Raw genomic sequence first — 24988 nt, forward strand, 5'->3', positions numbered from 1 at the left:
CGGGCGACGGACCGCGGTGATCGCGGTGGCAGCGGGACTGGCGGTCCTCGGAGTCAGCGCGACCTCACTGGTGGCCATCGCCGCCGCGAGCATCAGCCGCAACGTCAGCGGCAACGCCGTCGATCTCGGCGTCGACGCCGGCGGGGGAGGCCTGCAGCTCGGCGCCATCGAGGGCGGCTTCAGCGTCCTGGTCGTCGGCACCGACAACGACGCCGCGCAGGGGGAGCAGTTCGGCGTGCGCGACACCACGCTGAACGACGTCAACATCCTCCTGCACGTGTCGGAGGACCACAGCAGCGCGACGGTGATCAGCTTCCCGCGCGACCTGATCCTCGACCGTCCCGAGTGCACCGACCCCGCCACGGGAGCCGTCTCCCCGGCCGAGACCGGCGCCTCGCTCAACCGCTCGTTCGCGGCCGGGGGGCTGGCCTGCGTCAACGACACCCTGCAGGAGTTCACCGGGCTCTCCGTCCCCTACGCGGGCTGGGTCTCGTTCAACGGCGTCATCGAGATGAGCAACGCCGTCGGGGGAGTGCCGATCTGCCTGACCGGTCCGATCCTGGACACCGACTCCGGACTCGACCTGCCCGCCGGTGTCTCGACGGTCTCCGGCGAGACGGCGCTCGCGTTCCTGCGCACCCGCCACGGGATCGGCGACGGCAGCGACCTGGGGCGCATCTCCTCGCAGCAGCAGTACCTCGCCTCCCTGATGCGCACCGTCCGCTCGGCCGACACGCTGTCGAACCCGCCCGTGCTCTACGGGCTCGCCCAGGCGGCGTCCTCGAATCTGCACCTCTCGACGACGATGACGAACCCCAGCACGATGATCTCCCTCGCGCTCGCCCTGAAGGACATCGACCTCGAGCGGATGGTGTTCGTGCAGTACCCCGCGCTCGACGACCCGGACTACCCGGGGAAGGTCGTCCCGGATCCGGTTCTCGGCGCGAGCTGATGGCCCGGGTCCTGGCGGACGAGCCCGTCGTGCTGGCCCCCGCGCCGGGGGAGCCCGCCGCGTCCGCGCCGCCGATCGTCGAACCCTCGGCCGGGGCACCGGAGGCCGTTCCCTCCCAGGAGCCCGCCGCGGTCGCCGCTCCGGGTCAGACGGCCGCGGAGGAGACCTGCGCGGTCCCCTCGAGCTGACCCCGCGGCGCGCAGGTCCCGAGGCGTCAGCGCGCGTCGAGCCGCTGCGCCACGTCCGCCGGGAACCCGCCCGTCGAGACGGGGCTCCAGCGCGTCGGAGTGACGCGCAGCAGGGACTTGTCCTGCAGCGCCATCGCCGCTCGGTACTCGTCCCAGTCCGGGTGCTCGCCCGCGATGCAGCGGTAGTAGTCGACCAGTCCGTCGGCGGCTTCCGGCATGTGGAGGACCTCGCCGTCGCCGTCGACCTGGATCCAGGCCCCGTCCCACTCATCGGACAGCACCAGCACCGACACGGCGGAGCGGCGTTCGACGTTCCGGGTCTTGGCGCGGCCCGGGTAGGTGGAGACGACGATCCGGCCCTCCTCGTCGACTCCTCCCGACACCGGCGACATCTGCGGCCGACCGTCGGCCCGGGTGGTCGCGACGATCATCCGGTGCCGGGGCCGCACGAAGGCGAGCATCCCGTCGCGGTCGACGGCGGTGTTCGTGGAGATCGTCCTGGCCATGGGTCCACGGTAGGCCACCGTCGAGCCGACGCCCGGAGAACCGGTTCAGCCGCTGCGGCGCCCCGACAGGAGCGCGTGCAGCAGCGGCACGACCGACACGAGCATGAGCGCCGATCCGAGCCCGCCGTCGTCCGAGCGCACCACGGCTCCCGCGATCAGCAGCCCGGCGAAGAGGACGGCCGACACCACCCGCCGCACGGTCGCGTCGACGCGGTTCAGCCGGCGCTCGATGCTGGGCACCGTCACCGCGAGAGTGCCGTCCTCGAGGGTCGAGGCGAGCGACTCCAGGCGTCGGGGGAGCCGCCAGAGCAGACCCAGGTTCTCGACCGCCTGCCGGCCCAGGTCCTGCGCCACGTTGCCGCGCTCCTCGCGGATCAGCCGCTGCGCGTACGGCTCGACCGAGTCCCACAGGTTGAAGGACGGATCGAGCGCGCTGCAGACGCCGGAGGTGAGCGACATCGCCCGGATGATCAGCAGGAAGTTCTCGGGCAGCTGGAAGGGCAGCGAGCGGACGACGTCGCCGAACTGCTCGGCGAACTGGCGGAACTCGCGCGGGTCGACCTCGCGCAGCTCGGCGAAGCCCATCCCGCCGAAGCGGGCGAAGAGCTGGGTCATTGCGTTCTCGAGCTCGCGGGAGTCGGCGGAGGGCAGCAGCACCCCGAGGTCGCGCGCCGCGTCGACGAGGCCCTTGCCGTCGCGCGAGGCGGCCGCGATCAGCATCGTGCGCAGCCCCGCCCTGGTCGCCGGTGGGACCTCGCCCATCATCCCGAAGTCGATGAAGGTGAGCCGCCAGGGCAGCTCTGCGCCCGGGGTGGGAGTGACGAAGACGTTCCCCGGGTGCGGATCCGCGTGGAACCAGCCGGTCGTGAACAGCTGGTCGAACATCACCGCGGCGAACACCGGCGCGACGTCGCGCGGATCGATGCCGGCCGCGCGCAGTCCGTCGGCGTCGGTGATCTTGATCGCCGTGACGTCCTGGAGGGTGAGGACCTTGCGGGTCGACCGCTCCCAGACGACGTCCGGCACCCCGACCCGCGGATCGCCGGCGAAGTCGGCGGCGAAGCGGACGGAGTTGGCGGCTTCGCGGAGGTAGTCGATCTCCTCGAGGCTGGTTGCCGCGAACTCCTCGACGAGCGCGGGCGCGTCGACGCGGTCCGAGACGAGCCGGACGTGGGTGAGCCAGCGCCCGACCCGGCGGAGCGCGGCGAGGTCGACGTCGACGATCGCGTCGATCCCGGGTCGCTGCACCTTCACGATCGCGGTGCTGTGCCCGGTGTCGCCGGAGTCGAGCGGCGACAGCAGTGCTCGATGGGCCTGACCGAGCGACGCCGCCGCCACGGGCGACTCGTCGACTCCGGCGTAGGCGCGCTCGAGCGGCATGCCGAGCTCGGCCTCGGCGAGGGCGCGGATGCGGGGGAACGGGACGGGCGGGACCTCGTCCTGCAGACCCTCGAGCTCGCGTGTGATCTCGGGCGGCAGGACGTCCAGGCGCGACGACATGAACTGGCCGACCTTGATCATCAGGCCGCCCAGCTCGACTGCGAGCACGTGGAAGCTGCGGGCGAACCGGCGCATCCGGTGGGGCCGCGTGCGGAGGGCGATCACGTTCAGCCCCAGCCGGGGCAGGACCAGATCGAACCACCAGGTCACCGCGAGATGCCAGGCGGCGAAGCGCAGGATACGGCGGTAGCGCCGCCGCTCACTGCTCGCTCGGCGGCCCGGGTCGCCAGGACCCGGGCTGACCGACGGCACCCGGGTCAGTCCTGCGCGAGGATCGCGTACAGGCGGCGGCGCACGTCCTCGAGTTCGGTCACGGCCTGGCGGATCTGAGCGGGCGTGCCCGAGCGCTGCACCTGCGCGGCGGCCTGCGCCAGCGCGATGCCGGCCTTGGGCAGCGCTCCGGCCTCGACCCCGCCGGTCTCGGCGAAGGGCGAGGAGGCACCGGAGGCGGCGACCTGGGCGTGACCGGCCTCCGTGAGGGAGTAGGTCTTGCGGCCGTTCGACTCGTCGGCCGAGATCAGGCCCTCGTCGGCGAGGAGCTGGAGGGTGGGGTAGACGGAGCCGGGGCTCGGCTTCCAGCTGCCGCCGCTGCGCTCCTCGATCTCGTGGATGATCTGGTAGCCGTGCATCGGCTGCTCGGCGAGGAGGGCCAGGACGGCCGCCCGGACGTCGCCGCGGCCGACACGGGTGCCGACGCGCTTCTCGAAGCCGGCGCGCGCCTGCTCCATCGCCTGCCAGATGCTGTCGATCGGGTTGCCGGCGCCGAACGCGCCGGTCGAGGAAGAGCTGTTCATGATGACCTCCGTTTCCCCGAACGATACTCAGCGACATGTGTGCCGACTGTGAGCGACACGTCGCGCGCCGCTTCGCGGATCGAGGGGCTCGGAGTCGGGCATCGGCCGTCGGGGGAGTGCGCAGCGGGACGACGGATCAGAGCGGTCCGTTCTCCGGATCCGGGCGGCGGACCGTGAACTCCAACGACAGCTTCGGCGCCGTCCGAGTGTCGTAGACGACGGTCAGGTAGCGCTTCCCGATCCGGGCACCGAAGGCCGTGAGGAACGGGGCCGCCTCGAGGCGCCGGCCGCGGTGGGGCTCCCGGTCGACCATCACGCAGGTCGTCTCGAGGAGATCGGAGTGGTGCAGGCGGCCGGTCGGGGTCGCCCGGGGGGAGCGGACCGGGACGTGGCGGGGATCGCGGGCGCGGAGGACGTCGTTCGCGTGGGCGGCGAGCCGCGTCTCGAGAGCGTCCTTGCGATCACCCGGGCCCGCCTTCGCGGTGCGGACGGCGTCCCAGAGCGTCGGGTAGCGGATCTGCCGGATCTGCTCGACCATCCAGGACGGGAGACGGGACGACTCCGCCCTCTCGATGGCCGCGACCTGCTGCGGAGTGAGGTCGACGAAGTTCGAGGGATGGGCCCGGTTCAGCGGATGCCGGTAGTAGGTGTACGAGAGCGAGACGCCGTCGACGCGCGCCCGATCGCTCCGGGTGGCGGCGGCGAGCTCGGAGAGGTGCGGCTGCACCGCGAAGCCGAAGACGGGTCCGTCGAGCGAGCGGAGGGTCGCCTCCACCCCGGGTGCTTCCGAGGGATCTCGGGTCGTCGCGGTGGTGGTGGTCATGGGTCAGCTGCTCCTGGTGGCGTCGACGTGCGGCGGAATGCGGTGCGGCGGACCGGGAGCGGAGGGACGAGGCATCCCGTCCACTATCTTTATCATCAAGTTACTTTACGACGGAGATTAACGGCGGCGCAAGCATCCGGAGGATCGCGAGCGGGCGGCGATCCGCGGACCGCACCTCCCGGAAGGGGTGTGCGGCGCGCACTCGACCAGGTCTGCAGGAGTCCCTCGCGACGGAGTCGTCACCTACTGGAGCGACCGCAGAGCCCAGCGGAGTCGGAACGGGAGAGGTTGCCGCTCACACGAACTGACATAATGTGCATTATCGGATATCGCGGAAGCAGCAACAGAAGCCGCTTCCGTCACGATCCTGATTCGTCCCGCAGATGTTCCGCGACACCGACCGAGCGGCGACGGACCATCTCCGAACCGCCGCACGCACGGCGGCGACTACACGCCGACGAAGTCCGTGATGTCGCCCACCAGTCGGGTGTTCTCGGCCGGGATCGGCTCGACGGCGGCCAGGGCGACCTCGGCCGCGAACTCGCCGACGTTGTAGAGCTTGCCGGCCGACTCGCGGCGCGAGCTGATCGCTCCGGGGTTCGAGCGCTCGAGCAGCGTCGCCGTGATGGTGCCCTCGATCATGTCGCCCGAGACCACGACGAACTCGATGCCGCGCTCGGCGAGCTCGGGGATGCGGTCGCGCAGGGCGTCCTCACCGGCGCGCTTGGACAGCGCGACGGGCTCGTACTCGGGCATCGTCGGCGTCGAGCGGATGAAGTGCGCCTGGTGGCTCGTCACGAAGACGATGCGCGAGCCCTCGCCCAGGAGCGGGAGCGCCGCGTCGAGGGTCGCGACCTGCGAGTCGCGATTGAGGACCATCGCGTAGTCCTCGCCCATGTTGCTCTCCATGCCGCCGGACGCGTTCAGGACCAGCACGTCCAGTCCCCCGAGCTCGTCCTGGATGCGGGCGAAGAGGTCGGTGCGCGACTGCGCGTCGGTGAGGTCCGCTCCGACCGCGAAGGCCGAGCCGCCCGCGGCGACGATCTGGTCGACGAGCTTGTTCGCCCGCGGCGCCTTGGAGCGGTAGTTGACGACCACGCTGGCGCCCGCCTCGGCGAAGTAGCGGATCGTGTCGGCGCCGATGCCGCGGGACGAGCCGGTGACGAGGACGCGCTTGCCGTCGAGCGAGCCGGGAGCGAGGGGGTTGGACACGAGGAGATCCTCCAGGACGCCGATGCGAAGACCGGGACGGGCACGATGACGGGCCGGAGCCCCGACAGGCGATCCTACCGAACCCGTCCGCCCCGCGCCCCGCGACTCGGCCGTCCGCCCTCTCAGCGCGCTTCCGGGAGCCCCGGATACCCTGTAGGAGCTCGTCGAGGGGAAGGAGCAACCGGCATGGACGCCGTCCTCCAGTACGCGTGGATCCTCTGGCTCGCGCTGATCCTGATCTTCGTGATCGTCGAGATGATCACCCTCGAGTTCACGTTCCTGATGCTCGCCGTCGGGAGCGTCGGCGGCCTCCTGGCCGGCCTCGTCGGGGCGCCCTTCTGGGTGCAGGTCCCGGTCGCCGCCGTCCTCGCGGTCCTGCTGCTGCTCACCGTCCGTCCACCCCTCCTGCGGCTGCTCCGTCGCGGCGGCGATCCGGCTCCGATCGGCGCGACGCGCTGCTCGGACTCGCGGGCAGCGTCGTGATCGCCGGCGACGGCCCCGGCCAGGTCAAGCTGGCCAACGGCGAGACCTGGACGGCCCGCCTGTCCCCACTCGTCGAATCCCGACCTCTCGGTCTCGGCGAACGCGTCGTCGTCACCGCCATCGACGGCGCGACCGCTGTCGTCGTCCCCGCCGAAAGGAGCTCCTCGTGACCACCTCCGCACTCGTGACGACCGTCGTCGTCGCGGTGATCGTCGTCTTCGCCCTCGTCGTCCTGTTCAAATCCATCAGGATCGTCCCGCAGGCCACCGCCGGCGTCGTCGAGCGGCTCGGCAAGTACCACCGCACGCTGCTGCCGGGCCTCAATCTCGTCATCCCGTTCATCGACCGGGTGCGCCCCTCGGTCGACCTGCGCGAGCAGGTCGTCTCGTTCCCGCCGCAGCCGGTGATCACCGAGGACAACCTGGTCGTCTCGATCGACACGGTCGTCTACTTCCAGGTGACCGACGCCCGCGCGGCCACCTACGAGATCGCGAACTACCTCGGCGCCGTCGAGCAGCTCACGACGACCACGCTCCGCAACGTCGTCGGCGGTCTGAACCTCGAGGAGGCGCTCACCTCCCGCGACAACATCAACGGGCAGCTGCGCATCGTCCTCGACGAGGCCACCACCAAGTGGGGCATCCGCGTCGGCCGCGTCGAGCTGAAGGCGATCGACCCGCCCGCCTCCATCCAGGACTCGATGGAGAAGCAGATGCGCGCCGAGCGCGATCGCCGCGCGGTCATCCTCACCGCCGAGGGCACCAAGCAGTCGCAGATCCTGAACGCGGAGGGGCACCGCCAGGCGGCGATCCTCGCTGCGGAGGGAGACGCGAGGGCGGCGATCCTGCGGGCCGAGGGCGAGGCGAAGGCCATCACCACCGTGTTCGAGGCGATCCACCAGGGCCGGCCCGACAAGGAGCTCCTCGCGTACCAGTACCTGCAGACGCTCCCCAAGCTAGCCGACGGCAGCGCGAACAAGCTCTGGATCGTGCCGAGCGAGCTGACCGAGGCGCTGAAGGGCATCGGCGCCGCGTTCGGCCCGAAGGGCCAGGACCCCGAGCGCCCGCAGGACGGCGCGGTCACTCCCCCGGCGCCGGGCTTCTAGGGTCCGCGACCCGTGATCGACAGGCGGCCGCCTTTCCTCCGGGGACGGCGGCCGCGCGTCATCGCCCACCGCGGCTTCGGACCCGATCGGATCGGCAACACCCTCGGCGCGTTCCAGCGGGCACTCGAGGCGGGCGCCGATCTCCTCGAGACCGACGTCCGTGCCTCGCTCGACGCAGTCGCGGTCCTCGTGCACGACGAGGTCGTGCTCGACGCGGCGGGGCGGTCCCACCGGATCGAGGCCGAGCGCTGGGAGGACCTCGCGCGTCTCGTCCTCCCCGGAGGAGAGTCGCTGCTCCGCCTCGAGGACGCCCTGCGGCTGCTGCCCGACGCGCTCCTGAACATCGACGTGAAGGCCCGCGCGGCGGTGCACCCGACGGCACTCGCCGTCGACCGGCAGGATGCCCGCGATCGGGTCCTGATCACCTCCTTGTCCGAGTCGCGCCGGGCCTCGACCGTCCGGCTGCTCCCCGGAGTCGCGACGTCGGCGTCGGCGCAGCGCTTCCTCACGGCGCTGATCGGAGCGCACCTCCGGCTCCCCGCCCTCGTGCGCCTCGCGCTGAACGGCATGGACGCCCTCCAGGTCCCGGAGTCGGCGCTCGGCCTGCCGGTCGCCACTCCCCCGATCCTCGCGCGCCTGCGCGTGACCGGAGCCGAGATCCACCTGTGGACCGTCAACGACGCCCAGCGGATGACCGAGCTGCTCGCCCTGGGCGTCGACGGACTCGTGACCGACCGGACGGATCTCGCCCGCCGTGCGGTCGACGACGCTGCACCGAAACCGCCTCTCACCTGAAGGTTCTCTGGCAAAGGAGGTGACCGCAAGACCACCTCCAGGTACGCGGTCGACACTTGTCGGAGCACAGCGAGAGGAGACCACACAATGGCAGATCGAAGCTTGCGAGGAATGAGACTAGGTTCTCAGAGCCTGCAGAGCGAGGAGGGTGTCGTCTTCTCACCGCGTTCGACGCACACCTACCACTGCACGAACTGCGGCCACGACACGGACATGGTGTTCTCGGCCGACGCCGAGGCGCCGGAGACCTGGGAGTGCCGCGCGTGCGGTCACGAGGCCACCCTCCTGGTGGACTCGAAGCCCGTCGTCGTCGACCGCGGTGAGCAGAAGGCGCCCCGCACCCACTGGGACATGCTGCTCGAGCGCCGCACCCGTGCGGAGCTGGAGGAGCTGCTCGAGGAGCGGCTCGCCTATCTGCGCGCCCGTCGCGGCGAGCACAAGATCGGCGCTTAGCGCCGGTCTGCGTTCCGGGGCCGGGGAGCGCGCGTCCGCAGGACGAACGAGACCAGGCCCGCGAGACCTGCGGCGAGGAAGTACCAGCCGAGGTTCCGGGACCACACCAGAGCCGGGGTCGTGGTGGAGGCGAGGGGTACCTCGTCCACCATGGCACCCGGCTCGAACCATGTCAGGGAGTCGAGCGTCGAGCCGTCGGGAGCGATGATCGCGCTCGTGCCGACCGTCGAGATGTTCACCACGCTCCGGCCGGTCTCGATCGCCCGCAGCCGCGCGATCGCGAGCTGCTGCACGCTCTCGTCCGTGCGACCGAAGTCGGCGTTGTTCGTCTGAGCGAGGATGATCTCGGCGTCGCCGTCGATCATCGCGTTCGTCAGCGCGTCGTCCGAGATGTCGAAGCAGATCGCGATGCCCGCCAGCACTCCGTCGATGTCGAACACGTTCGGCCTGGTGCCGATCGAGTAGTCCCGGCTCACGAGGTCGACGAGATCCGGAGCGAACATGCGCCAGAACGCACGGTCCGGCATGTACTCGGCGAACGGCACCGGGTGCACCTTGTCGTAGACCTGGGTCGCGCCCTCCCCTGCTCTCCACAGCAGCGAGCTGTTGTAGAACACGTCCTCCTCGGGGTTCGTGATCGTACCGACGATGAACGGGGCGTCCATGGTGCGGCTCAGGTAGTCGAGGACCGCCGCCGATTGCGCATTGCGCGTCGGATCGATGTCGACGCCGTTCTCGGGCCAGACCACCATGTCGACGTCCTCGTCGAGCACGGCCAGGGTCGCGGAGGTGTGGTCCTCGAGGATCTGCCCGCGGTAGCTCTCCGAGAACAGCCCGGCGTCGGAGTCGCCCTGGATCGCGGCGATCCGGGTCGTCCCGTCGGTCGGCGCCGGCCAGGCCGGGAACACGAGGGCGACGATCGCGAAGCCGGCGACGGTCGCGACTCGAGCGGTGCCGGGGACCGAGACCTCGCGGACGGCCTGCGCCAGGACTGCCGCAAGGAACGCCACGACGAAGCTCAGACCGGTGAAGCCGATCCAGGCGGCCAGGTCCGCCAGCGGCCCCGTCGACTGCGAGAGCGCGAGCCTCCCCCAGGCGAAGCCCCCGTACGGCCAGACGATCGTGATCGTCTCGCGGCCCGCCCACAGTGCGGCGAGCAGGGCGGGGACGCCGACCATGCGGCCGAGCGGTCCCGTCCAGACGACGTGGCCGCGGGTCGACACGACCGCCATCAGGCCGGCGGCGAGGGCGAAGAAGACGGCCTGGAGACCCGCCAGCGCGAGCCAGGGCACGGGACCGAGGTAGAGCGTCAGCCACTCGATGTGGACGCCCCAGAACATGCCGCCGCCGACGAGGCCGACCAGTGCGCCGCTCCAGAAGCCGCGGCCGGCGAGCGCGACCAGGATCGACGCGGCACCGACGATCGCGAGCGGCCAGACGTCGGTGTCCGGGAACCCGCGGTCCAGGACCGCTCCGCCGAGCCCGGCGAGGATCAGCGCCAGCCACAGCGGTGCCGTGCGCCCCGAGGGCGCGGGGATCGCTCCGGTCATGCGACCGCGGAGTAGGCGACGATGCCCCGGCGCACGAGGTCGAGTGCGGTGCGGGCGGCGCGGCCGACCTTGCCGTCCGCGACCACCGAGAGCTGGTCGAGGAGGTCGATGGTCTGCTTCGCCCACCGGACGAAGTCGCCCGCGGCCATGTCGGCCTCGCGCAGGACGGCGTCCAGGGGCATCCCGCGAGCCCACATGTTCATCGCGAGCGCGAGGCTCGTCGAGATCGGGTTGCTGCCGGGCAGGCGGTGGTCGCGCTCGACGTCGTCGAGTCGCGCCCAGAGCAGCTGCGTCTTCTCGAGAGCCTCGGGGAATCCGCCGCGCGGGAGGAACTTCTCGTTCAGGGTCCCCTCCTCGCGCCGCGGCTCGAAGACGAGGCAGCACGCCATCGCCGCGAGTCCGGCCGGATCGAGCTCGGTCCACGCCTGCTTGCGGAGGCACTCCGCGACGAGCAGATCGCGCTCCCCGTAGATGCGGCGCAGCGTCCGTCCGTTGGGCGTGAGCGAGAGCTCCCCCGCGTCGTCGCGCCGGAAGTAGCCCAGCTCGAGGAGGACCTCGGTGATGCGGTCGAAGACCTTGGCCACCGCTCCGGTGCGCGAGCGGATCTGGCGCTCGATCTCGTCGGTCTCCTTGCGGAGCTTCCACCACCGCTCCGCCCAGCGCGCGTGCTGCTCGCGATCGGTGCAGGCGTGGCAGGGGTGCGCCTTCATCCGGCGGCGGAGCGAGGTCAGCTGCCCCTGCCTCTTCTCGCGCTCGGCGTGCGAGGCGGACTCCCCCCGGACGGCTCCGCGGCGCTCGAGCTCGCTGATCTCGCGGCGGATGGCCGCGTACTGCTCGAAGTCGCCCAGGTGGCACTGCATCGCCGTGACGTAGCCGTCGAGCGACTCCTCCTGCTGGCGCACCCGTCGCGCGAGGTCGACGACGGAGCGGTCGGCCTGGAACTGGGCGAACGAGGACTCGAGGATCTCGCGCGTGCGCGTCCGGCCGAACTGCTCGATGAGGTTGCAGGCCATGTTGTAGCTCGGGCGGAAGCTGGAGTTCAGGGGGTACGTGCGGCGCGAGGCCAGCGACGCCACGGCCTGCGGGTTCATCCCGCCGCGCCACTGGATGACGGAGTGGCCCTCGACGTCGATGCCGCGTCGGCCGGCGCGACCGGTGAGCTGGGTGTACTCCCCCGGAGTGATGGGGACCCGCGCCTCGCCATTGAACTTCTCGAGCTTCTCGAGCACGACCGTGCGAGCGGGCATGTTGATGCCGAGCGCGAGGGTCTCGGTCGCGAAGACGACGCGCACGAGCTTGCGGAGGAAGAGCTCCTCGACGACCTCCTTGAAGGCGGGGAGCATGCCGGCGTGGTGGGCGGCGACCCCGCGCTGCAGTCCGTCGAGCCACTCCCAGTAGCCGAGGACGGCGAGGTCCTCGTCCCGGATGGTGCGGCAGCGCTCCTCCACGATGGCGCGGATCTCGTCGCGCTCGTGCCGCTCGGTCAGCCGGACCCCCGAGCGCAGCACCTGGCGCACCGCCTGGTCGCAACCGGCCCGGCTGAAGACGAAGAAGATGGCGGGCAGGAGGTTCTTGCCCTCGAGGATCTCGACCACTTCGGACCGCTGGACGAGCTCGTCCGCCGGCCGGGTGTCCTGGAACCGCCCGCGACCGCGTCCGCGCTGACCGCCCCTCGCGCCGCGCTCCACGCGCGTCCCGCCCTGGGCGAGACGCGCGAGCTCGGGGTTGACCCGGTTCGTCGCGGCGCGACCCGAGGAGTCGAACAGGTCGAGGAGCTTCCCCCCGACGAGCACGTGCTGGTCCAGCGGCACCGGCCGCTCCTCCGAGACGATGACCTCGGTCTCGCCGCGGACGGTCTGGAGCCAGTCGCCGAACTCCTCGGCGTTGGACACCGTCGCGCTGAGCGAGACGAGTCGGACGCGCTGCGGCAGGTGGATGATGACTTCTTCCCACACCGCCCCGCGGAAGCGGTCGGCCAGGTAGTGCACCTCGTCCATCACCACGTACGCGAGATCGCGCAGCAGATCGGAGTCGGCGTAGAGCATGTTCCGCAGCACCTCGGTCGTCATGACGACGATGCGGGCCCGGGCGTTCACGTTCGAGTCGCCGGTGAGGAGGCCGACCTCGGACGCGCCGTAGTCCTCGACGAACTCCTGGAACTTCTGGTTACTGAGCGCCTTCATCGGCGTCGTGTAGAAGACCTTGGCGGTCGGGTCCTGCATCGCGAGGTGGATGGCGAACTCGGCGACGGCCGTCTTGCCCGCGCCCGTGGGCGCCGCGACCAGGACGCTCCGACCGTCGTCGAGAGCGCTGCACGCCTCGTACTGGAACGGATCGAGGTCGAACGCGAGGGTCGAGCGGAACGACTCGACCCTCGCGTGGCCCTGGCGGGTGCGGAAGGCGGCGAACCGCTCCGACGGGGACTGGTCGCTCACGCGGGCAGGTCGGAGGCGGTGCCGTCGAAGACCGGCTGGCGCTTCGCGACACGGCGGTCGTGGACGATCGCGATGCCGCACGCCAGGAAGAACAGGACGATGATCGGGATCGCGAGGAGGAACATCGAGATGGGGTCGGCGGCCGGGGTCGCGAGCGCGGTGAAGACGACGATCACCATGATCGCGATGCGCCACGACTTCAGGATCAGCATCCCCGGCAGGATGCCGAGGAAGTTCAGCAGGACCAGGAACACCGGCAGCACGAACGCGATACCGACCATCAGGACGAGCTTGAGCACGAAGTCGTAGTAGTACTTCGCGTCGATGAAGCTCGCCGCATCGTCCCCGGTGAAGCCGGTGAGCAGCTCGACGATGTGGGGGAAGACGAACCAGCCCGCCGCGCATCCGGCGAAGAAGAGCGGGATGGCCGTCAGGATGAACCCGAGCCCGTACCGCATCTCCTTCTTGGTGAGACCGGGCACCAGGAACGCCCAGATCTGGTAGAGCCAGACCGGGCTCGCGATCACGATGCCGACGGTCATGGCGATCTGGAGCCGCAGATCGAAGGCACCGGCGATCGTCGGGAAGTTGAGGATCGCCTCCTTGCCCTGGGTCGACGCCACCTGGAGGATGGGCGCCTTGAGGGACTCGAAGACCCACTCCGAGACGAACCACCCGGCGATGCAGCCGAGCACGATCGCGATCGCCGACTTGAAGAGCCTGTTGCGAAGCTCGATCAGGTGCGCCCCGAGGGACATGCGCCCCTCGGGATCCTTCCCCGATCGCTTCGTCCGTGGCTTCTTCGCTGCCACGGACGTCATTACTTGAGCGGTGACTCGGGCGGCGTGGTCGTGCCGGTGCCGGTGGTCGATCCGGTGGTGGTGCCGGTGGTCGATGCGGGACCCTCGGTGGAGTCCCGGCGCTCGGAGCCGTCCTCCTCCTTCATGGTCTTGACCTCGCTCTTGAAGATGCGCATCGACTGGCCGACGCTGCGCGCGAGCTGGGGAAGCTTGGGCGCACCGAAGAGCAGGAGGATCACAGCGAGGATGATGAGGAGGTGCCACCCCTGGAGGCCAGCGAACATTGCAGACTCACTTTGCTTGTCGGTTGCGGTGTACCAGGAGCTTACCCCGTTCGACTCTCGCCGACCGGCGATCCTCAGTCCTGTCACGGCGGGAGTCGCGACGCGACTCGTGGGCCCGTCGCACCGCGTCGCGATCGGCGAAGAGCGAGGACGGGGGCCGGGCGACGACCGGAGCGCCGCCGTCGGGCTGGATCCCGTCGAGCTTCTCGGTCAGCTCCTCGAGCTGCCCCAGGAGGGCGCGGCCCTTCCGCCAGTACGACAGCAGGAACAGCGCGAGCACCGCCAGCGCGGCGATCGCGAGCGCCGCCCAGATCAGGATCCACGACCACCAGGTCACGACCCCTCCTCCCCGTTGGCCCGCAGAGCGGCGAGAGTCCATTCGGCGACGGCGTCGCGAGCGGCGGGCGGGGCGACGACGGTCACGAGCCCGGGCAGGGAGGCGACCAGGCGGGTGAGACCCTCCAGGTGCGCGACGCGGATGCGGACCAGCACCCCCTGCTCCGCCTGATCGGCGGGAACCGGCGGGAACTCGGCGTCCACGGCGTAGTCCCCGAGCAGCGCGACCGAGCTCGGCGCGACGCGGAGATCGACGAGCAGGTCGGAGTCGGACGCCTCGAAGAGGCGGTCCGGCAGCGTGACCTCGTTGCGGCGGCGCACGATCGGCGACCCGGTGTCGGTGAGCCCGCGCATCCGGTCGACGCGGAAGGTGCGGACACCCTCGCGGAGGTGGCACCAGCCCCGCAGGTACCAGTCCCGGTCCACGGACTCGAGGAGGAAGGGGTCGACCAGTCGCGACTCCGTCTCGCCGCGCGCGTTGCGGTAGTCGAAGGCGAGCTGGGTCCCCGCGGCGAGGGCGGTCCGGATCACCTCGAGGCCGGCATCGGCCCCGGTGCCCCGCGCGACGGCCACGGCGCTCGGCGCGGAGGAGGCTCCGCGCGACAGCTTGCCCATCAGCGCCGCGATGCGGTCGTTGCCCTGGTTCTCGGGCAGTGCGGCCAGGTACTGCATGCCGGCGATGAGCGCCGCCGCCTCCCGGGCCGAGAAGCGGGGCGAGTCGTCGATCGCGACCTGCTGGGTGAGGACGACGTGGTCGTTCTCCTCGAAGTCGTCCCAGCTGATGTCGAACAGATCGTTCGCCTGGTACTGGGCCGTCTCGCCGGGGATGCCCGACACCGCGATGAGGCGGACGGCGCGCCGCACCTCCTCCGGAGCGATGTCGAAGTGCTCGGCGACCTCGCCCACGCTCACGCGGCCGCGGTCGAGCAGGTACGGGACGAGCGAGAGCAGGACAGCGAGGCGGTCGCGGGCCTGGAGCGTGCGGGGCCTAGCCATCGTGGCTCCCTCCGGGATCGGCCTGCCGGCGGTGGTCCGACAGCGAGCGGCGCAGGCGCCGGACGACCGCGTCGCGCAGCTCCAGCGGCTCGAGGACGACGACCTCGGGACCGTAGCCCGCGAGCTCGTCCGCCAGGATGTCGCGTCGGTGAAGTGGAGGCGGAGCACGTGCTCCCCCTCCCCCGCCGGCTCGGCGCGGCGGCCGAGGCGCAGCGCCGCGTCGGAGTCGGCGGCCACCCGCAGCAGTGCGGTGTTGCGGCGCAGCACGTCGTCGAGCTGCGCGAGCGCCACGGCAGCGTGGTCCCCCTCCTCCGGCGCGGAGGCGCGGCCGGTCGAGGCGACCGGCCCGACGATGCGGGAGAGGAGGAAGGTGCGCGTCCCCTCCGCGCCCTCGTCCCAGGCGTGCAGGTGCCACCGGCCCTGGTGGTTGACGAGCGCCCGGGGCCGGACGACGCGCACGCGCGGCTCGGCCGCGCCGGGCTTGAGGTAGGGGAAGCGGACGACCTGCCCGCGGTCGAGCGCGGTGCTCAGCGGTTCGAAAGAGGCTTCGCGGACCCGGATCGACGGACTGATCCCGATGACCGGGTCGACCGACTCCACTCCGATCGAGCGCAGCTTGATCAGAGCCCGGCGGGACTCGGCCGAGAGGGTGCCCTCGCGCCACACCGCACCGGCGAGGCGCAGCAGGGCGACCTCCTCCGGGTCGAACGAGATGTCGGCGGGGAGGTCGTAGCTGCGCTTGGCGATGCGGTACCGCACGGTCTGCGTGTTGCCGGGGTCGCCGGGCGCGTCCACGGTCTCGATCGGGATGCCGAGCTCGCGCAGATCGTCCTTGTCGCGCTCGAACTGCCGCTCGAGCGAGGCGCGGTCACCGCGGTCCGACCGCTGGCGGTAGCCCTGGACGGTCGAGAGCACGTCCGTCTTCGTCAGCCCGTTCTCGGCGGCCACGAGGGCGAGGACGAGGTTGAACAGACGCTCCTCGGCCGGGATGCGGCTCGAGGGAGAAGCGTCGGCGGGCACGCCCTCCAGTCTAGGGCGCGGCCCGGGCGGCGCCGTGGACTCAGACCGTGCCGAGGATGTCGGCGACGAAGATCAGCGTCGACCCGGCGGGGATGGCTCCCTGCTCGGCGTCGCCGTAGCCCTGGTCGGGCGGGATGATCGCGATGACCTGCGAGCCGACGGACTGGTCGATGAGGGCCTCGGCGAAGCCCGGGATCACTCCGCCCTGGGTCGTCGAGCCGTCGGCCGCGGTGAAGACGACCGGTGCGCCCTTCTCCCAGCTGGAGTCGAAGGTCTCGCCCGTGCTCCACAGCCAGCCGGTGTACGCCACGACGACCTGGTCGCCCTCCTCGACGACCTCGCCGTCGCCCTTCTTCAGCTGGGCGATCTCGAGCTCGGTCGGCGCGTCTCCCGAGGGCTTCGCCAGCCCCGGCTGCCCGTTCTCGTCGAGCGTGACGGTCGGGAATCCGCTGGGGGCGGGCTGCTGCTCGCCGTCGGCGCGCGCGAGCGAGGCGCTCTGGACGTCGGCGACCAGCACGAGGGTGTCCTCGGGCGAGATGCCGAGCTGCGCGGAGGACTCGCCGAAGCCGTCCTCCGGGGCGATCGCGATCGCGACGCGCGAGCCGACCTGCGTGCAGAGCAGTCCGTCGTTCAGGCCCACGAGACCGGAGCCGCCCACGGCGAAGCGCGCGGTGCTCTCGCCGTCGTACGGCGAGGCCTCGAGCACGCTGCCGTCGGCGCCGTTGACGAGCGTGTAGTCGATCGTGACCAGCTGCCCCTTCTCGAGCGGGTCGCCCGAGCCCTCGATGAGGGTGCTGACCTGCGAGGTCGACACCTTCAGCGGGCTCGGCACCGTCACGTCCGGCTGCGAGCCGAAGTCGCCGCTCGCCTCGACCGCCGACGAGGAGTCGCCGGAGGAGAAGGGCGCCTCGCAGTCGGACTCCGGCGAGGACGCGGAGCATCCCGCGAGAGCGGCGACGATGCCGATGCTGGCGATGAGCGCGGTGGTGCGGCGCACGGGTCCTCTATTCGACGGGGTGGAGCGGGAGCGGCGGCCCGGGTGCGGGACCATCGGGACGGCGGCCCGGAGGCCGGAATCAGCTTAGACGATGCCCTCGTCGCCCTCGGAGCCGCCGGACGGCTCCTCGGCGCCGAAGCCGCGAGCCCGGGAGAGCTCGGCGCTGGTGGCGGATTCGCGGACCCGCTTGCGCAGGCTCTTGGGGCTGACCGCCCGCTCGCCGAGAGCGCCGGGGGTCCAGGCCTCGACGTCCTCGTCGCTGAAGTCGGTCTTGGACGGGCGGCGCTTGAGCTCGGGGAGCACGGTGTCGGGAGCGAGGCGGCGCGCGGTGATCAGGAAGCCGGTGTGCCCGATCATGCGGTGGTCCGGGCGCACGGCCAGGCCCTCGACGTGCCAGCCGCGCACCATCGTCTCGTTGGAGGAGGGGTTGGTGAAGAGCCCCGACGCGCGGATGGCCTCGGCCGTCCGCGAGAGCTGCGTCACGGTCGCGACGTAGCAGAGCAGCACTCCGCCGGGCGTCAGCGCCTCGGCGGCGACGTCGAGGCACTCCCACGGCGCGAGCATGTCGAGGACCACGCGGTCGGCCTCGCCGGCGGGCACCGCTCCCGGCAGCTCGTCGACGAGGTCGCCGACGGTGACGCTCCAGTTCTCGGGCGTGTAGCCGAGGAACGTCTCGACGTTCGCGCGGGCGACGTCGGCGAACTCCTCGCGGCGCTCGAACGACGCCAGGCGGCCGGTCGGGCCGACCGCGCGCAGGAGCCACAGCGAGAGGGCTCCGGAGCCCACGCCCGCCTCGACGACGCGGGCGCCGGGGAACACGTCCGCGAGCGCGAGGATCTGGGCGGCGTCCTTGGGGTAGACGATCGCCGCTCCGCGCGGCATCGACATCACGAAGTCGGCCAGGAGCGGTCGCAGGGCCAGGTGCTCCACCCCGACGGTGTTGACGACCACGGAGCCGTCGGGCAGCCCGATGACCGTGTCGTGCTCGATCCCTCCGCGGTGCGTGTGGAAGACCTTGCCGGGGATGAGCGTGATGGTGTTCATCCGCCCCTTGGGCCCGGTCAGCTGGACGCGGTCGCCCGCGCGGAAGGGGCCGGAATGCTGCAGTGCCTCACCGGTCATCGGAGGGCCTCCGTCTCGGTCGTGAGCGGTCGGTCGCCGCGGTGCTCGGAGGACACCAGCGCGAGGTCCGCGAGGGTGCGGCCCGCGAGGGTGGGCCAGAGGGAGTAGGGAGCGTCGGGGTCGAGCTCGAGCTGGTGGGGCACGCCGATCGCGGCGGCGCCGGAGGCGACGGCGGCGGCGAGGCCCGCGTGCGAGTCCTCGATCGCCACGCAGGCGCCGACCGGCACGCCGAGGGTCCGCGCGGCGAGCAGGTACGCCTCGGGGTCGGGCTTGCTCCGCTCCACCATGTCGCCGCTGACGACGGCGTCGAACGCCGGGAAGGGCAGGCGGTCGACGACGGCGTGCGCCATCCGCCCGATCGACATCGTCACCAGAGCCTGGGGCACGCCCGCGTCGCGCACCTCGGCGAGGAGCTCGAGCGCTCCGGGGCGCCACGGGATCTCGACGGCCAGCTGCGCGACGACCTCGTCGGTCATCCGGTCGATGATCTGCTCGACGCTCAGGTCGACGCCCTTGCCCTGCAGGATGCGGGCGGAGGCGGGCAGCCCCGATCCGACGAGGCTCATCGCGTCCTCGTGCGTCCAGACGCCTCCGAACGACGCGACGAGGGCGTGCTCGGAGGCCATCCAGTACGGCTCGGTGTCGACGAGCGTGCCGTCCATGTCCCAGAGGACCGCGGCCGGGGCGTCGAGGGTCGGGCGCACGGCCAAGGAGTCGGAAGTCACGAGCGACCATCGTACCGGCAGGCCCGCGGGAGCCGTCCGTACGCGGACAGCGGAAAGCACCGGAGCCGCGCGGGCGCGGGCAGGGCGGGTCCTATCCTTGTGCAACGGGTGCCCGCGGACCGCGCAGGCCAGGACCTCGAGTCGAACGCGGAGATCGTGCCTATGAACGTGATCAAGGGAAACGTCCTCGTCGTGGCCTTCGAAGGCTGGAACGACGCGGGGGACGCCGCGAGCGGGGCGGTCCGCCTCGTCAAGGACGACGGCGACTACGTGCCCCTGTTCGCGGTCGACGCCGAGCAGTACTACGACTTCCAGTACACCCGTCCGATGCTCTCGATCGGCGAGGACGGCCGGCGCACCCTCTCGTGGCCCGGGACCCAGATCTTCGGACCGGCCGACACCTCCGTCCACGCCGAGAGCGCGCTCTACGTGATGATCGGCACCGAGCCGTCGCGGAGCTGGAAGAGCTTCGCCGCGGAGGTCGTCGACGCGATGCTCGCCATCGACATCTCCGCGGTCGTCTTCCTCGGCGCGATGCTCGCCGATGTGCCGCACACCCGGCCGATCTCGATCTTCGCCTCGAGCGAGAACGCCGAGCTCCGCTCCGAGCTCGAGCTCGAGCGCTCGAGCTACGAGGGCCCCGTCGGGATCCTCAGCGTGATCGGAGAGGCCGCGCAGAAGGTCGGGATCCCGGCCGTCTCGATCTGGGCCTCGGTCCCCCACTACGTGCACAACGCGCCCTCGCCCAAGGCGATGCTGGCGCTGCTCGAGAAGCTCGAGGAGGTCGTCGGCCTGGGCATCCCCCGCGGCGATCTGGTCGAGGAGGCCGAGGAGTGGGAGCGCGGGATCGACGCTCTCGCGGCCGACGACGAGGAGATGGCCGCGTACATCGCCCAGCTCGAGCAGGCGCGCGACACGGTCGACTCGCCCGAGGCGAGCGGCGAGGCCATCGCGCAGGAGTTCGAGCGCTACCTCCGGCGCCGCGGCGACGGCCGCTCGGGCGAGGAGCCCTGGCGGGCGTGACCGGCTGACGCCCGACCGCGCGCCGCCGACGGCTCCTGCCGCGGGTCAGCCCAGGCGGATCCCGAGCAGGGCGTCGACGGTGTCGCGGAGCAGCGCGGGGTCGTCGACCCCGGTCGCCGCGACCGCGTCCAGGAGCGCGACGCGCCCGGAGTGTCCATGTCCTCGCGGAGGACGGCACGGAGCCGCTCGAGCACCTCGAGCGCCGAGGCGGTCCCGGTCGCCGCGAGCGATGCCTCCCAGCGGCCGAGGCGCTCGACGGCGGCGGGCAGGTCCTCCGGCAGCCACTCCCAGTCGGTGCGGTAGTGGTGCGCGAGGAGCGCGAGTCGGACCGCCCGCGGATCGGCTCCCTGGGCGCGCAGTCGCGACACCAGCACGAGGTTGCCGAGCGACTTGCTCATCTTCTCGCCCTCGTAGCCGACCATGCCGGCGTGCGCGTAGGCGCGCGCGAGCGGACGGCCGGACAGCGAAGCGGCGTGACCGGCGCTGAACTCGTGGTGCGGGAAGACGAGATCGCTCCCGCCGCCCTGCAGCGTGAAGTCGGGCCCGAGCCGGTCGAGCGCGATGACCGAGCACTCGATGTGCCAGCCGGGGCGGCCGCGTCCGACGGCGGAGTCCCAGGCGGGCTCCCCCGGCCGCTCGGCGCGCCAGAGCAGCGGATCGAGCGGGTGCCGCTTGCCCGCGCGATCCGGATCGCCGCCCCGCAGGGCGAACAGCTCGGCCATGGCGGCGGAGTCGAGGCGGCTCTCGCTGCCGAGGTGCCAGACCGCGCTCTCCGCCGCGGCGACGTCGTAGTAGAGGTCCTCGGCGCCCACGGTCGTCGCGTCGGGCGCGGGGACGCGGTACGCCACTCCGTCGCGCTCGAGACGGACGACGGCGTCGGCGATCGGCTCGACGGTCTCGGTGACGCCGATGTAGTGCGCGGGCGGCAGGATCCGCAGCGCGGCCATGTCCCCGCGGAACAGCTCCACCTGCTCCTCGGCGAGGTCGCGCCAGTCGACGCCGGTCGCCGTCGCCCGCTCGAGCAGCGGGTCGTCGACGTCGGTGATGTTCTGCGCGTAGTCGACCTCGAGACCCGCATCGAGCCAGAGCCGCTGCACGGTGTCGAACGCGAGGTAGGTCGACGCGTGACCGAGGTGGGTCGCGTCGTACGGCGTGATGCCGCAGACGTAGAGGCGGGCGGTCCCGTCCGGGGCCGCGAGCTCGACGAGCCCGCCGGTCGAGGTGTCGTGGATCCGGGGCACGGGGCCGGCTCCCGGCAGCGCGGGGAGGTCCGGGGAGGTCCAGGCGCGCATCTAGGCGGCGATGAGCCCGGTGCTGAGCGCGACCATCAGGACACCGCCGAGCAGGATCCGGTAGATCACGAACGGGAGGAAGCTGCGGCGCGAGATGTAGCCCATGAAGAACGCGATCACGACGAAGCCGACGACGAACGCGACCACCGTCGCCACGAGCGTCTCGACTCCGCCGACCTGGATCTGGTTCGGCAGGACCTCGGGATCGGTGAGGCTCTTGTAGAGCTGGTAGAGCCCGCTGCCGAACACGGCGGGGATGGCCAGGAGGAACGAGTAGCGGGCCGCTGCGGCGCGCTCGTAGCCCATGAAGAGACCGGCCGTGATGGTGCCGCCCGAGCGCGAGACGCCCGGGATGAGGGCCAGCGCCTGCGCGCCGCCGTAGATGAGGCCGTCGCGGCCGTTCAGATCGCGCAGTCGGCGCTTCTTCGCTCCGACGTGGTCGGCGATGCCCAGCAGGATGCCGAAGAGGATGAGCGTCGTGGCGACGACCCAGAGCGAGCGGAGCGTCGTCTCGATCGCGTCCTGGAAGATCAGGCCGAGCACGATGATCGGGAGGCTGCCGATGATGATCAGCCAGCCCATCCGCGCGTTCGGATCGGAGCGGGGCACCCGGCCCACGAGCGACCGGCACCAGTTGCCGACGATCTTCACGATGTCGCGCCAGAAGTAGATGATCACCGCTGTCTCGGTGCCCAGCTGCGTGATCGCGGTGAACGCCGCACCCGTGTCGCGGCCGCCCAGGCCCGGCAGCAGCTCGCTGACGATGCGGAGGTGGGCGCTGGAGGAGATGGGGAGGAATTCGGTCAGACCCTGGACGAGTCCCAGGATCAGCGCTTCGAGCAGGCCCATGCGTCACTTTCGAGGAGGGCTGGGGCGTCGTCGGCCAGCAGGCGGTCGGTGGCGGTCGGAAGGCCGACCTCAGGATCGCAGGAGCAGATCGGTCAGGACCTTCCTGCCAAACACTAGTGCGTCGAGCGGAACCCGCTCATCGACCCCGTGGAACAGCGCCGGGAAGTCGAGGGACCCCGGCAGCTGCAGCGGTGCGAAGCCGTATCCGGTGATGCCGAGCGTCGAGAGGGCCTTGTTGTCGGTGCCTCCGGAGAGCAGATAGGGCAGCACCTCGGCCTCGGGGTCGAAGCGCCGGAGCGAGGCCGCCATGCTGTCGACGAGGGGACCCGCGAACGGGACCTCGAGGCCGATGTCGCGGTGCTGCACCTCGATCTCGATGTGCTCGCCCGCGAGCTCCCGGATCCGCTCGAGCACCGCGTCCTCCTCGCCGGGCAGCACGCGGACGTCGACGACGGCCTCGGCGAACTCCGGGATGACGTTGGCCTTGTAGCCGGCGGAGAGCATCGAGGGGTTCGCGGTGGTGCGCAGCGTGGCCGCGATGAAGCGCGAGGCGGTGCCCGTGGCGATGGCGAGCTCCTCCGGAGTGCTGCGCTGGGGGTCGCGGCCGAGGATGCGGGCGACCTCGCCGAGCAGCTCCCGCGTGGTGTCGGTGAGGCGGGTGGGCCACTCCTCGCTGCCGATGCGCGCGATCGCCTCGGCCAGGCGCGTGACCGCGTTCTCGCGGTTGATCTGAGACCCGTGGCCGGCGGTGCCGCGCGCGCGGAGCTTCAGCCAGAGCAGCGCCTTCTCGCCGGTCTGCACGAGGTAGGCGCGCGTGCCGTCGAGGTCGATGGAGTAGCCGCCGACCTCGCTGATCGCCTCGGTCGCTCCGTCGAACAGCTCGGGACGGGTCTTCACGAGGTGCCCGGAGCCGCGTACGCCGCCCGCCTCCTCGTCGGCGAAGAACGCGACGACGAGATCGCGCGACGGGCGGCGGCCGGAGCGGAGGACGTCGCCGAGCGACGCCAGGATCATCGCGTCCATGTTCTTCATGTCGACGGCGCCGCGACCCCAGAGCATGCCGTCCTTGATCACCCCGCCGAAGGGGTCCACGCTCCAGTCCTCGGCGATCGCCGGGACCACGTCGAGGTGCCCGTGCACGACGAGGGCGCCGCGCTCGCGGTCCTCCCCCGCGACCCGGGCGACGACGCTCGTGCGCCCGGGGTCCGAGTCGACGAGCTCCGGCTCGAGGCCGAGGTCGCGCAGGTACGACGCGACGTACTCGGCCGCCTCCCGCTCGGGCTCCGCGCGGCCCTCGCCGTAGTTGCTCGTGTCGAAGCGGATGAGGTCCCGCGCGATCAGCGCGGTCTCGTCGAGCTCCTGGTCGGGGACGGAGGAGTGGGAGGCGCTGGTCATGCCCCCACGCTACCGGCGGGCCGCTGTCATGGACCTCTCCGAAACCGTGCTAATGTCTTCTTCGGCCGCGGAAACGCAGGCCGATCGCAACACTCGTCCGGGTGGCGGAAATGGCAGACGCGCTAGCTTGAGGTGCTAGTGCCCGTATAGGGCGTGGGGGTTCAAGTCCCCCCTCGGACACAGAGAAGAACGACGCATCGGAACCCCTGTTCCTCTTCGGAGGAGCGGGGGTTCTCGCGTTTCCGGAGGTACTCCGACCGGGATCACGTCGGCGTGCGGATCACGCCGGCGGGACGGTGCGGGCGGCCCACTCGCCGATCACGCGGTCGAACCGCTCGGGGTCCAGGTTGTACTCCCCGCCGTGGACCGTGTCGGCGAACGCGGCGACCTCGACGAACCGCGCGTTCGCCGCGGCGAAGCGCTCGGTCAGCGCGAAGGGCACCTCGGGATCGCCCACCGAGTGCACGACGAGGGTCGGCACCGAGACCCGCGCACCGGCGCCCCAGTCGAGGGCGTCGAGGTCGATCGGAGCGGGGAGCCCGACGATCCTGCTGAGGACCGGGTCGCCCAGGGCCCACTCCGCGAGCCGCCCCGCCCCGCGCGGCAGACCTGCCCGAGCCGCGCCGTGCCGGATGGCTCCGCGCCACGTGGTCGCGGGGCAGACGAGGACGAGGCCGGCGATCAGGGCGCGGTGCGCCGAGTGCCGGTGCAGCAGGAGCGCGATCTGAGCGCCGAGCGACCAGCCGACGAGGACGATCGACCGGGCGCCGTGCGCGACGGCGTGATCCAGGGCCGCCTCCACGTCCGCCCACTCGGCCTGTCCGAGCATCGACGCACCCCGCGGAGTGTCCGGACCGTCGCCGTCGCCCCGGAAGGACGGGACGAGGGAGGTGAAGCCGAGCCGCAGGGCGACGGGGACGGAGCGCAGCGCCGTGATGCGCGTCGTGCGGATGCCGTGGATGTGCACGGCCCAGACGTCGGCCTCGGGACCCGTGCCCGGGAGGACCCAGGCGGGAGCCGTCCCTCCGGGCACCGCGACGTCGACGGTGCCGACCTCCGCCTCGAGCTGCTGCGGCGACGCGAACACGTGACCGGTCCACCGGACGGGACCCGGCCCGACGGCGGCGCCCCAGGAGCCGAGGACCTCGCGTTCGACCAGTCGACCGGAGTCGTCCGTGCCGAGGACGGCGCCGACGCGCACGTGCCCGTCGCGCGACGGGGACCAGATCCCGAAGGACCCCGGACGGGTCGTCGCGTCGTCGGCGTCGAGGACGACGGACGGCCGACGCCGAGTGGAGGCGCACGAGCCTCGGACGGCCGCCGAGCACCACGCGGCGCGCGAGCAGCACGCCG

At 71.7% G+C, this 24988-nt stretch carries 26 protein-coding genes, 1 tRNA gene and 2 pseudogenes; 9 read left to right on the top strand and 20 right to left on the bottom strand.

Annotated elements, in window-relative coordinates:
- The first annotated feature begins 25 nt into the window (after nucleotides 1–25).
- Together B0T42_RS11035 and B0T42_RS11040 are read left to right on the top strand one after the other, a co-directional pair.
- Entirely contained in the window at nucleotides 26–952 is a 927-nt protein-coding gene (locus tag B0T42_RS11035; protein ID WP_158078103.1) for an LCP family protein, read from the top strand.
- Nucleotides 952–1140, top strand: a complete 189-nt coding sequence (locus B0T42_RS11040) for a hypothetical protein (RefSeq protein WP_077223194.1) — start codon at nucleotides 952–954, stop codon at nucleotides 1138–1140. The genes B0T42_RS11035 and B0T42_RS11040 overlap by 1 nt, the downstream gene beginning before the upstream one ends.
- Before the next feature lie 26 nt (nucleotides 1141–1166).
- On the opposite strand, the gene B0T42_RS11045 is transcribed toward B0T42_RS11040, so the two are convergent.
- From B0T42_RS11045 to B0T42_RS11060, 5 genes are all read right to left on the bottom strand, one after another.
- Nucleotides 1167–1646, bottom strand: a complete 480-nt coding sequence (locus B0T42_RS11045) for a PPOX class F420-dependent oxidoreductase (RefSeq protein WP_077223195.1) — start codon at nucleotides 1644–1646, stop codon at nucleotides 1167–1169.
- A gap of 45 nt (nucleotides 1647–1691) precedes the next feature.
- Complete coding sequence (locus tag B0T42_RS11050) at nucleotides 1692–3398, bottom strand: ABC1 kinase family protein (protein WP_094742743.1); 1707 nt, start codon at nucleotides 3396–3398, stop codon at nucleotides 1692–1694.
- Between the two features lie 5 nt (nucleotides 3399–3403).
- Entirely contained in the window at nucleotides 3404–3940 is a 537-nt protein-coding gene (locus tag B0T42_RS18995; RefSeq protein ID WP_083741865.1) for a PadR family transcriptional regulator, read from the bottom strand.
- 136 nt (nucleotides 3941–4076) lie between these two features.
- Complete coding sequence (locus B0T42_RS11055; RefSeq protein ID WP_077223197.1) at nucleotides 4077–4763, bottom strand: hypothetical protein; 687 nt, start codon at nucleotides 4761–4763, stop codon at nucleotides 4077–4079.
- A gap of 447 nt (nucleotides 4764–5210) precedes the next feature.
- Nucleotides 5211–5975: an SDR family oxidoreductase gene (locus B0T42_RS11060; protein WP_077223198.1), complete on the bottom strand. Its 765-nt coding sequence runs from the start codon at nucleotides 5973–5975 to the stop codon at nucleotides 5211–5213.
- A 186-nt stretch (nucleotides 5976–6161) separates the two neighbouring features.
- On the opposite strand from B0T42_RS11060, the gene B0T42_RS21315 reads away from it, so the two are divergent.
- The 5 genes from B0T42_RS21315 (at nucleotide 6162) to B0T42_RS11080 (ending at nucleotide 8811) form a co-directional block, all read left to right on the top strand.
- The gene (locus B0T42_RS21315) at nucleotides 6162–6458 is read left to right on the top strand and encodes an NfeD family protein (RefSeq protein ID WP_236720235.1); all 297 of its coding nucleotides are present in this window, start codon (nucleotides 6162–6164) and stop codon (nucleotides 6456–6458) included.
- Nucleotides 6455–6628: an NfeD family protein gene (locus tag B0T42_RS21320; protein WP_236720236.1), complete on the top strand. Its 174-nt coding sequence runs from the start codon at nucleotides 6455–6457 to the stop codon at nucleotides 6626–6628. Before B0T42_RS21315 ends, B0T42_RS21320 begins: the two co-directional genes overlap by 4 nt.
- A 14-nt stretch (nucleotides 6629–6642) precedes the next feature.
- Nucleotides 6643–7563, top strand: a complete 921-nt coding sequence (locus B0T42_RS11070) for an SPFH domain-containing protein (protein ID WP_446737373.1) — start codon at nucleotides 6643–6645, stop codon at nucleotides 7561–7563.
- 12 nt (nucleotides 7564–7575) lie between these two features.
- Nucleotides 7576–8358 carry a glycerophosphodiester phosphodiesterase family protein gene (locus B0T42_RS11075; RefSeq protein WP_077223200.1) on the top strand — a complete coding sequence of 261 codons (783 nt, stop codon included), beginning with the start codon at nucleotides 7576–7578 and terminating at the stop codon, nucleotides 8356–8358.
- Nucleotides 8359–8445: 87 nt separating this feature from the next.
- Nucleotides 8446–8811, top strand: coding sequence for an RNA polymerase-binding protein RbpA (locus B0T42_RS11080; protein WP_055792134.1), 366 nt, complete (start codon nucleotides 8446–8448; stop codon nucleotides 8809–8811).
- Here the strand turns inward: B0T42_RS11080 and lnt are convergent.
- The 11 genes and pseudogenes from lnt to B0T42_RS11130 all read right to left on the bottom strand — a co-directional run bounded on the left by lnt (nucleotide 8808) and on the right by B0T42_RS11130 (nucleotide 19076).
- The gene (lnt, locus tag B0T42_RS11085) at nucleotides 8808–10361 is read right to left on the bottom strand and encodes an apolipoprotein N-acyltransferase (RefSeq protein WP_094742744.1); all 1554 of its coding nucleotides are present in this window, start codon (nucleotides 10359–10361) and stop codon (nucleotides 8808–8810) included. The genes B0T42_RS11080 and lnt overlap by 4 nt on opposite strands.
- Nucleotides 10358–12796, bottom strand: coding sequence for a DEAD/DEAH box helicase (locus B0T42_RS11090; protein WP_077223201.1), 2439 nt, complete (start codon nucleotides 12794–12796; stop codon nucleotides 10358–10360). Before B0T42_RS11090 ends, lnt begins: the two co-directional genes overlap by 4 nt.
- Entirely contained in the window at nucleotides 12793–13554 is a 762-nt protein-coding gene (gene tatC / locus B0T42_RS11095) for a twin-arginine translocase subunit TatC (RefSeq protein WP_077223202.1), read from the bottom strand. Before tatC ends, B0T42_RS11090 begins: the two co-directional genes overlap by 4 nt.
- Nucleotides 13555–13616: 62 nt before the next feature.
- Entirely contained in the window at nucleotides 13617–13880 is a 264-nt protein-coding gene (gene tatA / locus B0T42_RS11100) for a Sec-independent protein translocase subunit TatA (RefSeq protein WP_077223203.1), read from the bottom strand.
- Between the two features lie 7 nt (nucleotides 13881–13887).
- On the bottom strand, nucleotides 13888–14217 hold the full coding sequence (locus B0T42_RS11105) for a hypothetical protein (protein WP_077223204.1): 330 nt from the start codon (nucleotides 14215–14217) through the stop codon (nucleotides 13888–13890).
- The gene (locus B0T42_RS22695) at nucleotides 14214–15212 is read right to left on the bottom strand and encodes a helix-turn-helix transcriptional regulator (RefSeq protein WP_077223205.1); all 999 of its coding nucleotides are present in this window, start codon (nucleotides 15210–15212) and stop codon (nucleotides 14214–14216) included. Before B0T42_RS22695 ends, B0T42_RS11105 begins: the two co-directional genes overlap by 4 nt.
- Nucleotides 15205–15627 carry a WCX domain-containing protein gene (locus tag B0T42_RS22700; RefSeq protein ID WP_446737374.1) on the bottom strand — a complete coding sequence of 141 codons (423 nt, stop codon included), beginning with the start codon at nucleotides 15625–15627 and terminating at the stop codon, nucleotides 15205–15207. The genes B0T42_RS22695 and B0T42_RS22700 overlap by 8 nt, the downstream gene beginning before the upstream one ends.
- Nucleotides 15621–16232, bottom strand: a pseudogene (locus B0T42_RS22705) (helix-turn-helix transcriptional regulator); the annotation flags it as partial. The pseudogene B0T42_RS22705 and the gene B0T42_RS22700, both read right to left, overlap by 7 nt.
- Before the next feature lie 40 nt (nucleotides 16233–16272).
- On the bottom strand, nucleotides 16273–17229 hold the full coding sequence (locus B0T42_RS11120) for an FKBP-type peptidyl-prolyl cis-trans isomerase (RefSeq protein WP_158078104.1): 957 nt from the start codon (nucleotides 17227–17229) through the stop codon (nucleotides 16273–16275).
- A gap of 84 nt (nucleotides 17230–17313) precedes the next feature.
- Nucleotides 17314–18351 (bottom strand): tRNA (adenine-N1)-methyltransferase, encoded by a 1038-nt coding sequence (locus B0T42_RS11125; RefSeq protein ID WP_077223207.1) that lies wholly within the window; start codon nucleotides 18349–18351, stop codon nucleotides 17314–17316.
- Nucleotides 18348–19076, bottom strand: a complete 729-nt coding sequence (locus B0T42_RS11130) for an HAD family hydrolase (RefSeq protein WP_269087519.1) — start codon at nucleotides 19074–19076, stop codon at nucleotides 18348–18350. The genes B0T42_RS11125 and B0T42_RS11130 overlap by 4 nt, the downstream gene beginning before the upstream one ends.
- A 162-nt stretch (nucleotides 19077–19238) precedes the next feature.
- Here B0T42_RS11130 and B0T42_RS11135 point away from each other — a divergent pair, with 162 nt between their 5' ends.
- Entirely contained in the window at nucleotides 19239–20099 is an 861-nt protein-coding gene (locus B0T42_RS11135; RefSeq protein WP_077223208.1) for a proteasome assembly chaperone family protein, read from the top strand.
- Between the two features lie 45 nt (nucleotides 20100–20144).
- On the opposite strand, the pseudogene mshC reads toward B0T42_RS11135, so the two are convergent.
- The 3 genes and pseudogenes from mshC to B0T42_RS11150 all read right to left on the bottom strand — a co-directional run bounded on the left by mshC (nucleotide 20145) and on the right by B0T42_RS11150 (nucleotide 23635).
- A pseudogene (gene mshC, locus B0T42_RS11140) lies at nucleotides 20145–21391 on the bottom strand (cysteine--1-D-myo-inosityl 2-amino-2-deoxy-alpha-D-glucopyranoside ligase).
- Nucleotides 21392–22240 carry an undecaprenyl-diphosphate phosphatase gene (locus B0T42_RS11145; RefSeq protein ID WP_055792095.1) on the bottom strand — a complete coding sequence of 283 codons (849 nt, stop codon included), beginning with the start codon at nucleotides 22238–22240 and terminating at the stop codon, nucleotides 21392–21394.
- A 69-nt stretch (nucleotides 22241–22309) separates the two neighbouring features.
- Entirely contained in the window at nucleotides 22310–23635 is a 1326-nt protein-coding gene (locus B0T42_RS11150; protein WP_077223209.1) for a M20/M25/M40 family metallo-hydrolase, read from the bottom strand.
- 95 nt (nucleotides 23636–23730) lie between these two features.
- Here B0T42_RS11150 and B0T42_RS11155 point away from each other — a divergent pair.
- Nucleotides 23731–23815 (top strand) — tRNA-Leu (locus B0T42_RS11155).
- Nucleotides 23816–23915: 100 nt separating this feature from the next.
- Here the strand turns inward: B0T42_RS11155 and B0T42_RS11160 are convergent.
- On the bottom strand, nucleotides 23916–24988 hold a 1073-nt coding region (locus B0T42_RS11160; RefSeq protein ID WP_077223210.1), incomplete at its 5' end, for an alpha/beta hydrolase family protein.

Source organism: Rathayibacter rhapontici (assembly GCF_001995175.1).
In the GTDB taxonomy this organism is placed as follows: Bacteria; Actinomycetota; Actinomycetes; order Actinomycetales; family Microbacteriaceae; genus Rathayibacter.

Coding starts and splice junctions, on each gene's coding strand:
- B0T42_RS11040 (WP_077223194.1), top strand. CDS start 952: ATGGCCCGGGTCCTGGCGGACGAGCCCGTCGTGCTGGCCCCCGCGCCG.
- B0T42_RS11045 (WP_077223195.1), bottom strand. CDS start 1,646: ATGGCCAGGACGATCTCCACGAACACCGCCGTCGACCGCGACGGGATG.
- B0T42_RS18995 (WP_083741865.1), bottom strand. CDS start 3,940: ATGAACAGCTCTTCCTCGACCGGCGCGTTCGGCGCCGGCAACCCGATC.
- B0T42_RS11055 (WP_077223197.1), bottom strand. CDS start 4,763: ATGACCACCACCACCGCGACGACCCGAGATCCCTCGGAAGCACCCGGG.
- B0T42_RS21315 (WP_236720235.1), top strand. CDS start 6,162: ATGGACGCCGTCCTCCAGTACGCGTGGATCCTCTGGCTCGCGCTGATC.
- B0T42_RS11080 (WP_055792134.1), top strand. CDS start 8,446: ATGGCAGATCGAAGCTTGCGAGGAATGAGACTAGGTTCTCAGAGCCTG.
- lnt (WP_094742744.1), bottom strand. CDS start 10,361: ATGACCGGAGCGATCCCCGCGCCCTCGGGGCGCACGGCACCGCTGTGG.
- tatC (WP_077223202.1), bottom strand. CDS start 13,554: ATGTCCCTCGGGGCGCACCTGATCGAGCTTCGCAACAGGCTCTTCAAG.
- tatA (WP_077223203.1), bottom strand. CDS start 13,880: ATGTTCGCTGGCCTCCAGGGGTGGCACCTCCTCATCATCCTCGCTGTG.
- B0T42_RS22695 (WP_077223205.1), bottom strand. CDS start 15,212: ATGGCTAGGCCCCGCACGCTCCAGGCCCGCGACCGCCTCGCTGTCCTG.
- B0T42_RS11125 (WP_077223207.1), bottom strand. CDS start 18,351: ATGACCGGTGAGGCACTGCAGCATTCCGGCCCCTTCCGCGCGGGCGAC.
- B0T42_RS11135 (WP_077223208.1), top strand. CDS start 19,239: ATGAACGTGATCAAGGGAAACGTCCTCGTCGTGGCCTTCGAAGGCTGG.
- B0T42_RS11145 (WP_055792095.1), bottom strand. CDS start 22,240: ATGGGCCTGCTCGAAGCGCTGATCCTGGGACTCGTCCAGGGTCTGACC.
- B0T42_RS11150 (WP_077223209.1), bottom strand. CDS start 23,635: ATGACCAGCGCCTCCCACTCCTCCGTCCCCGACCAGGAGCTCGACGAG.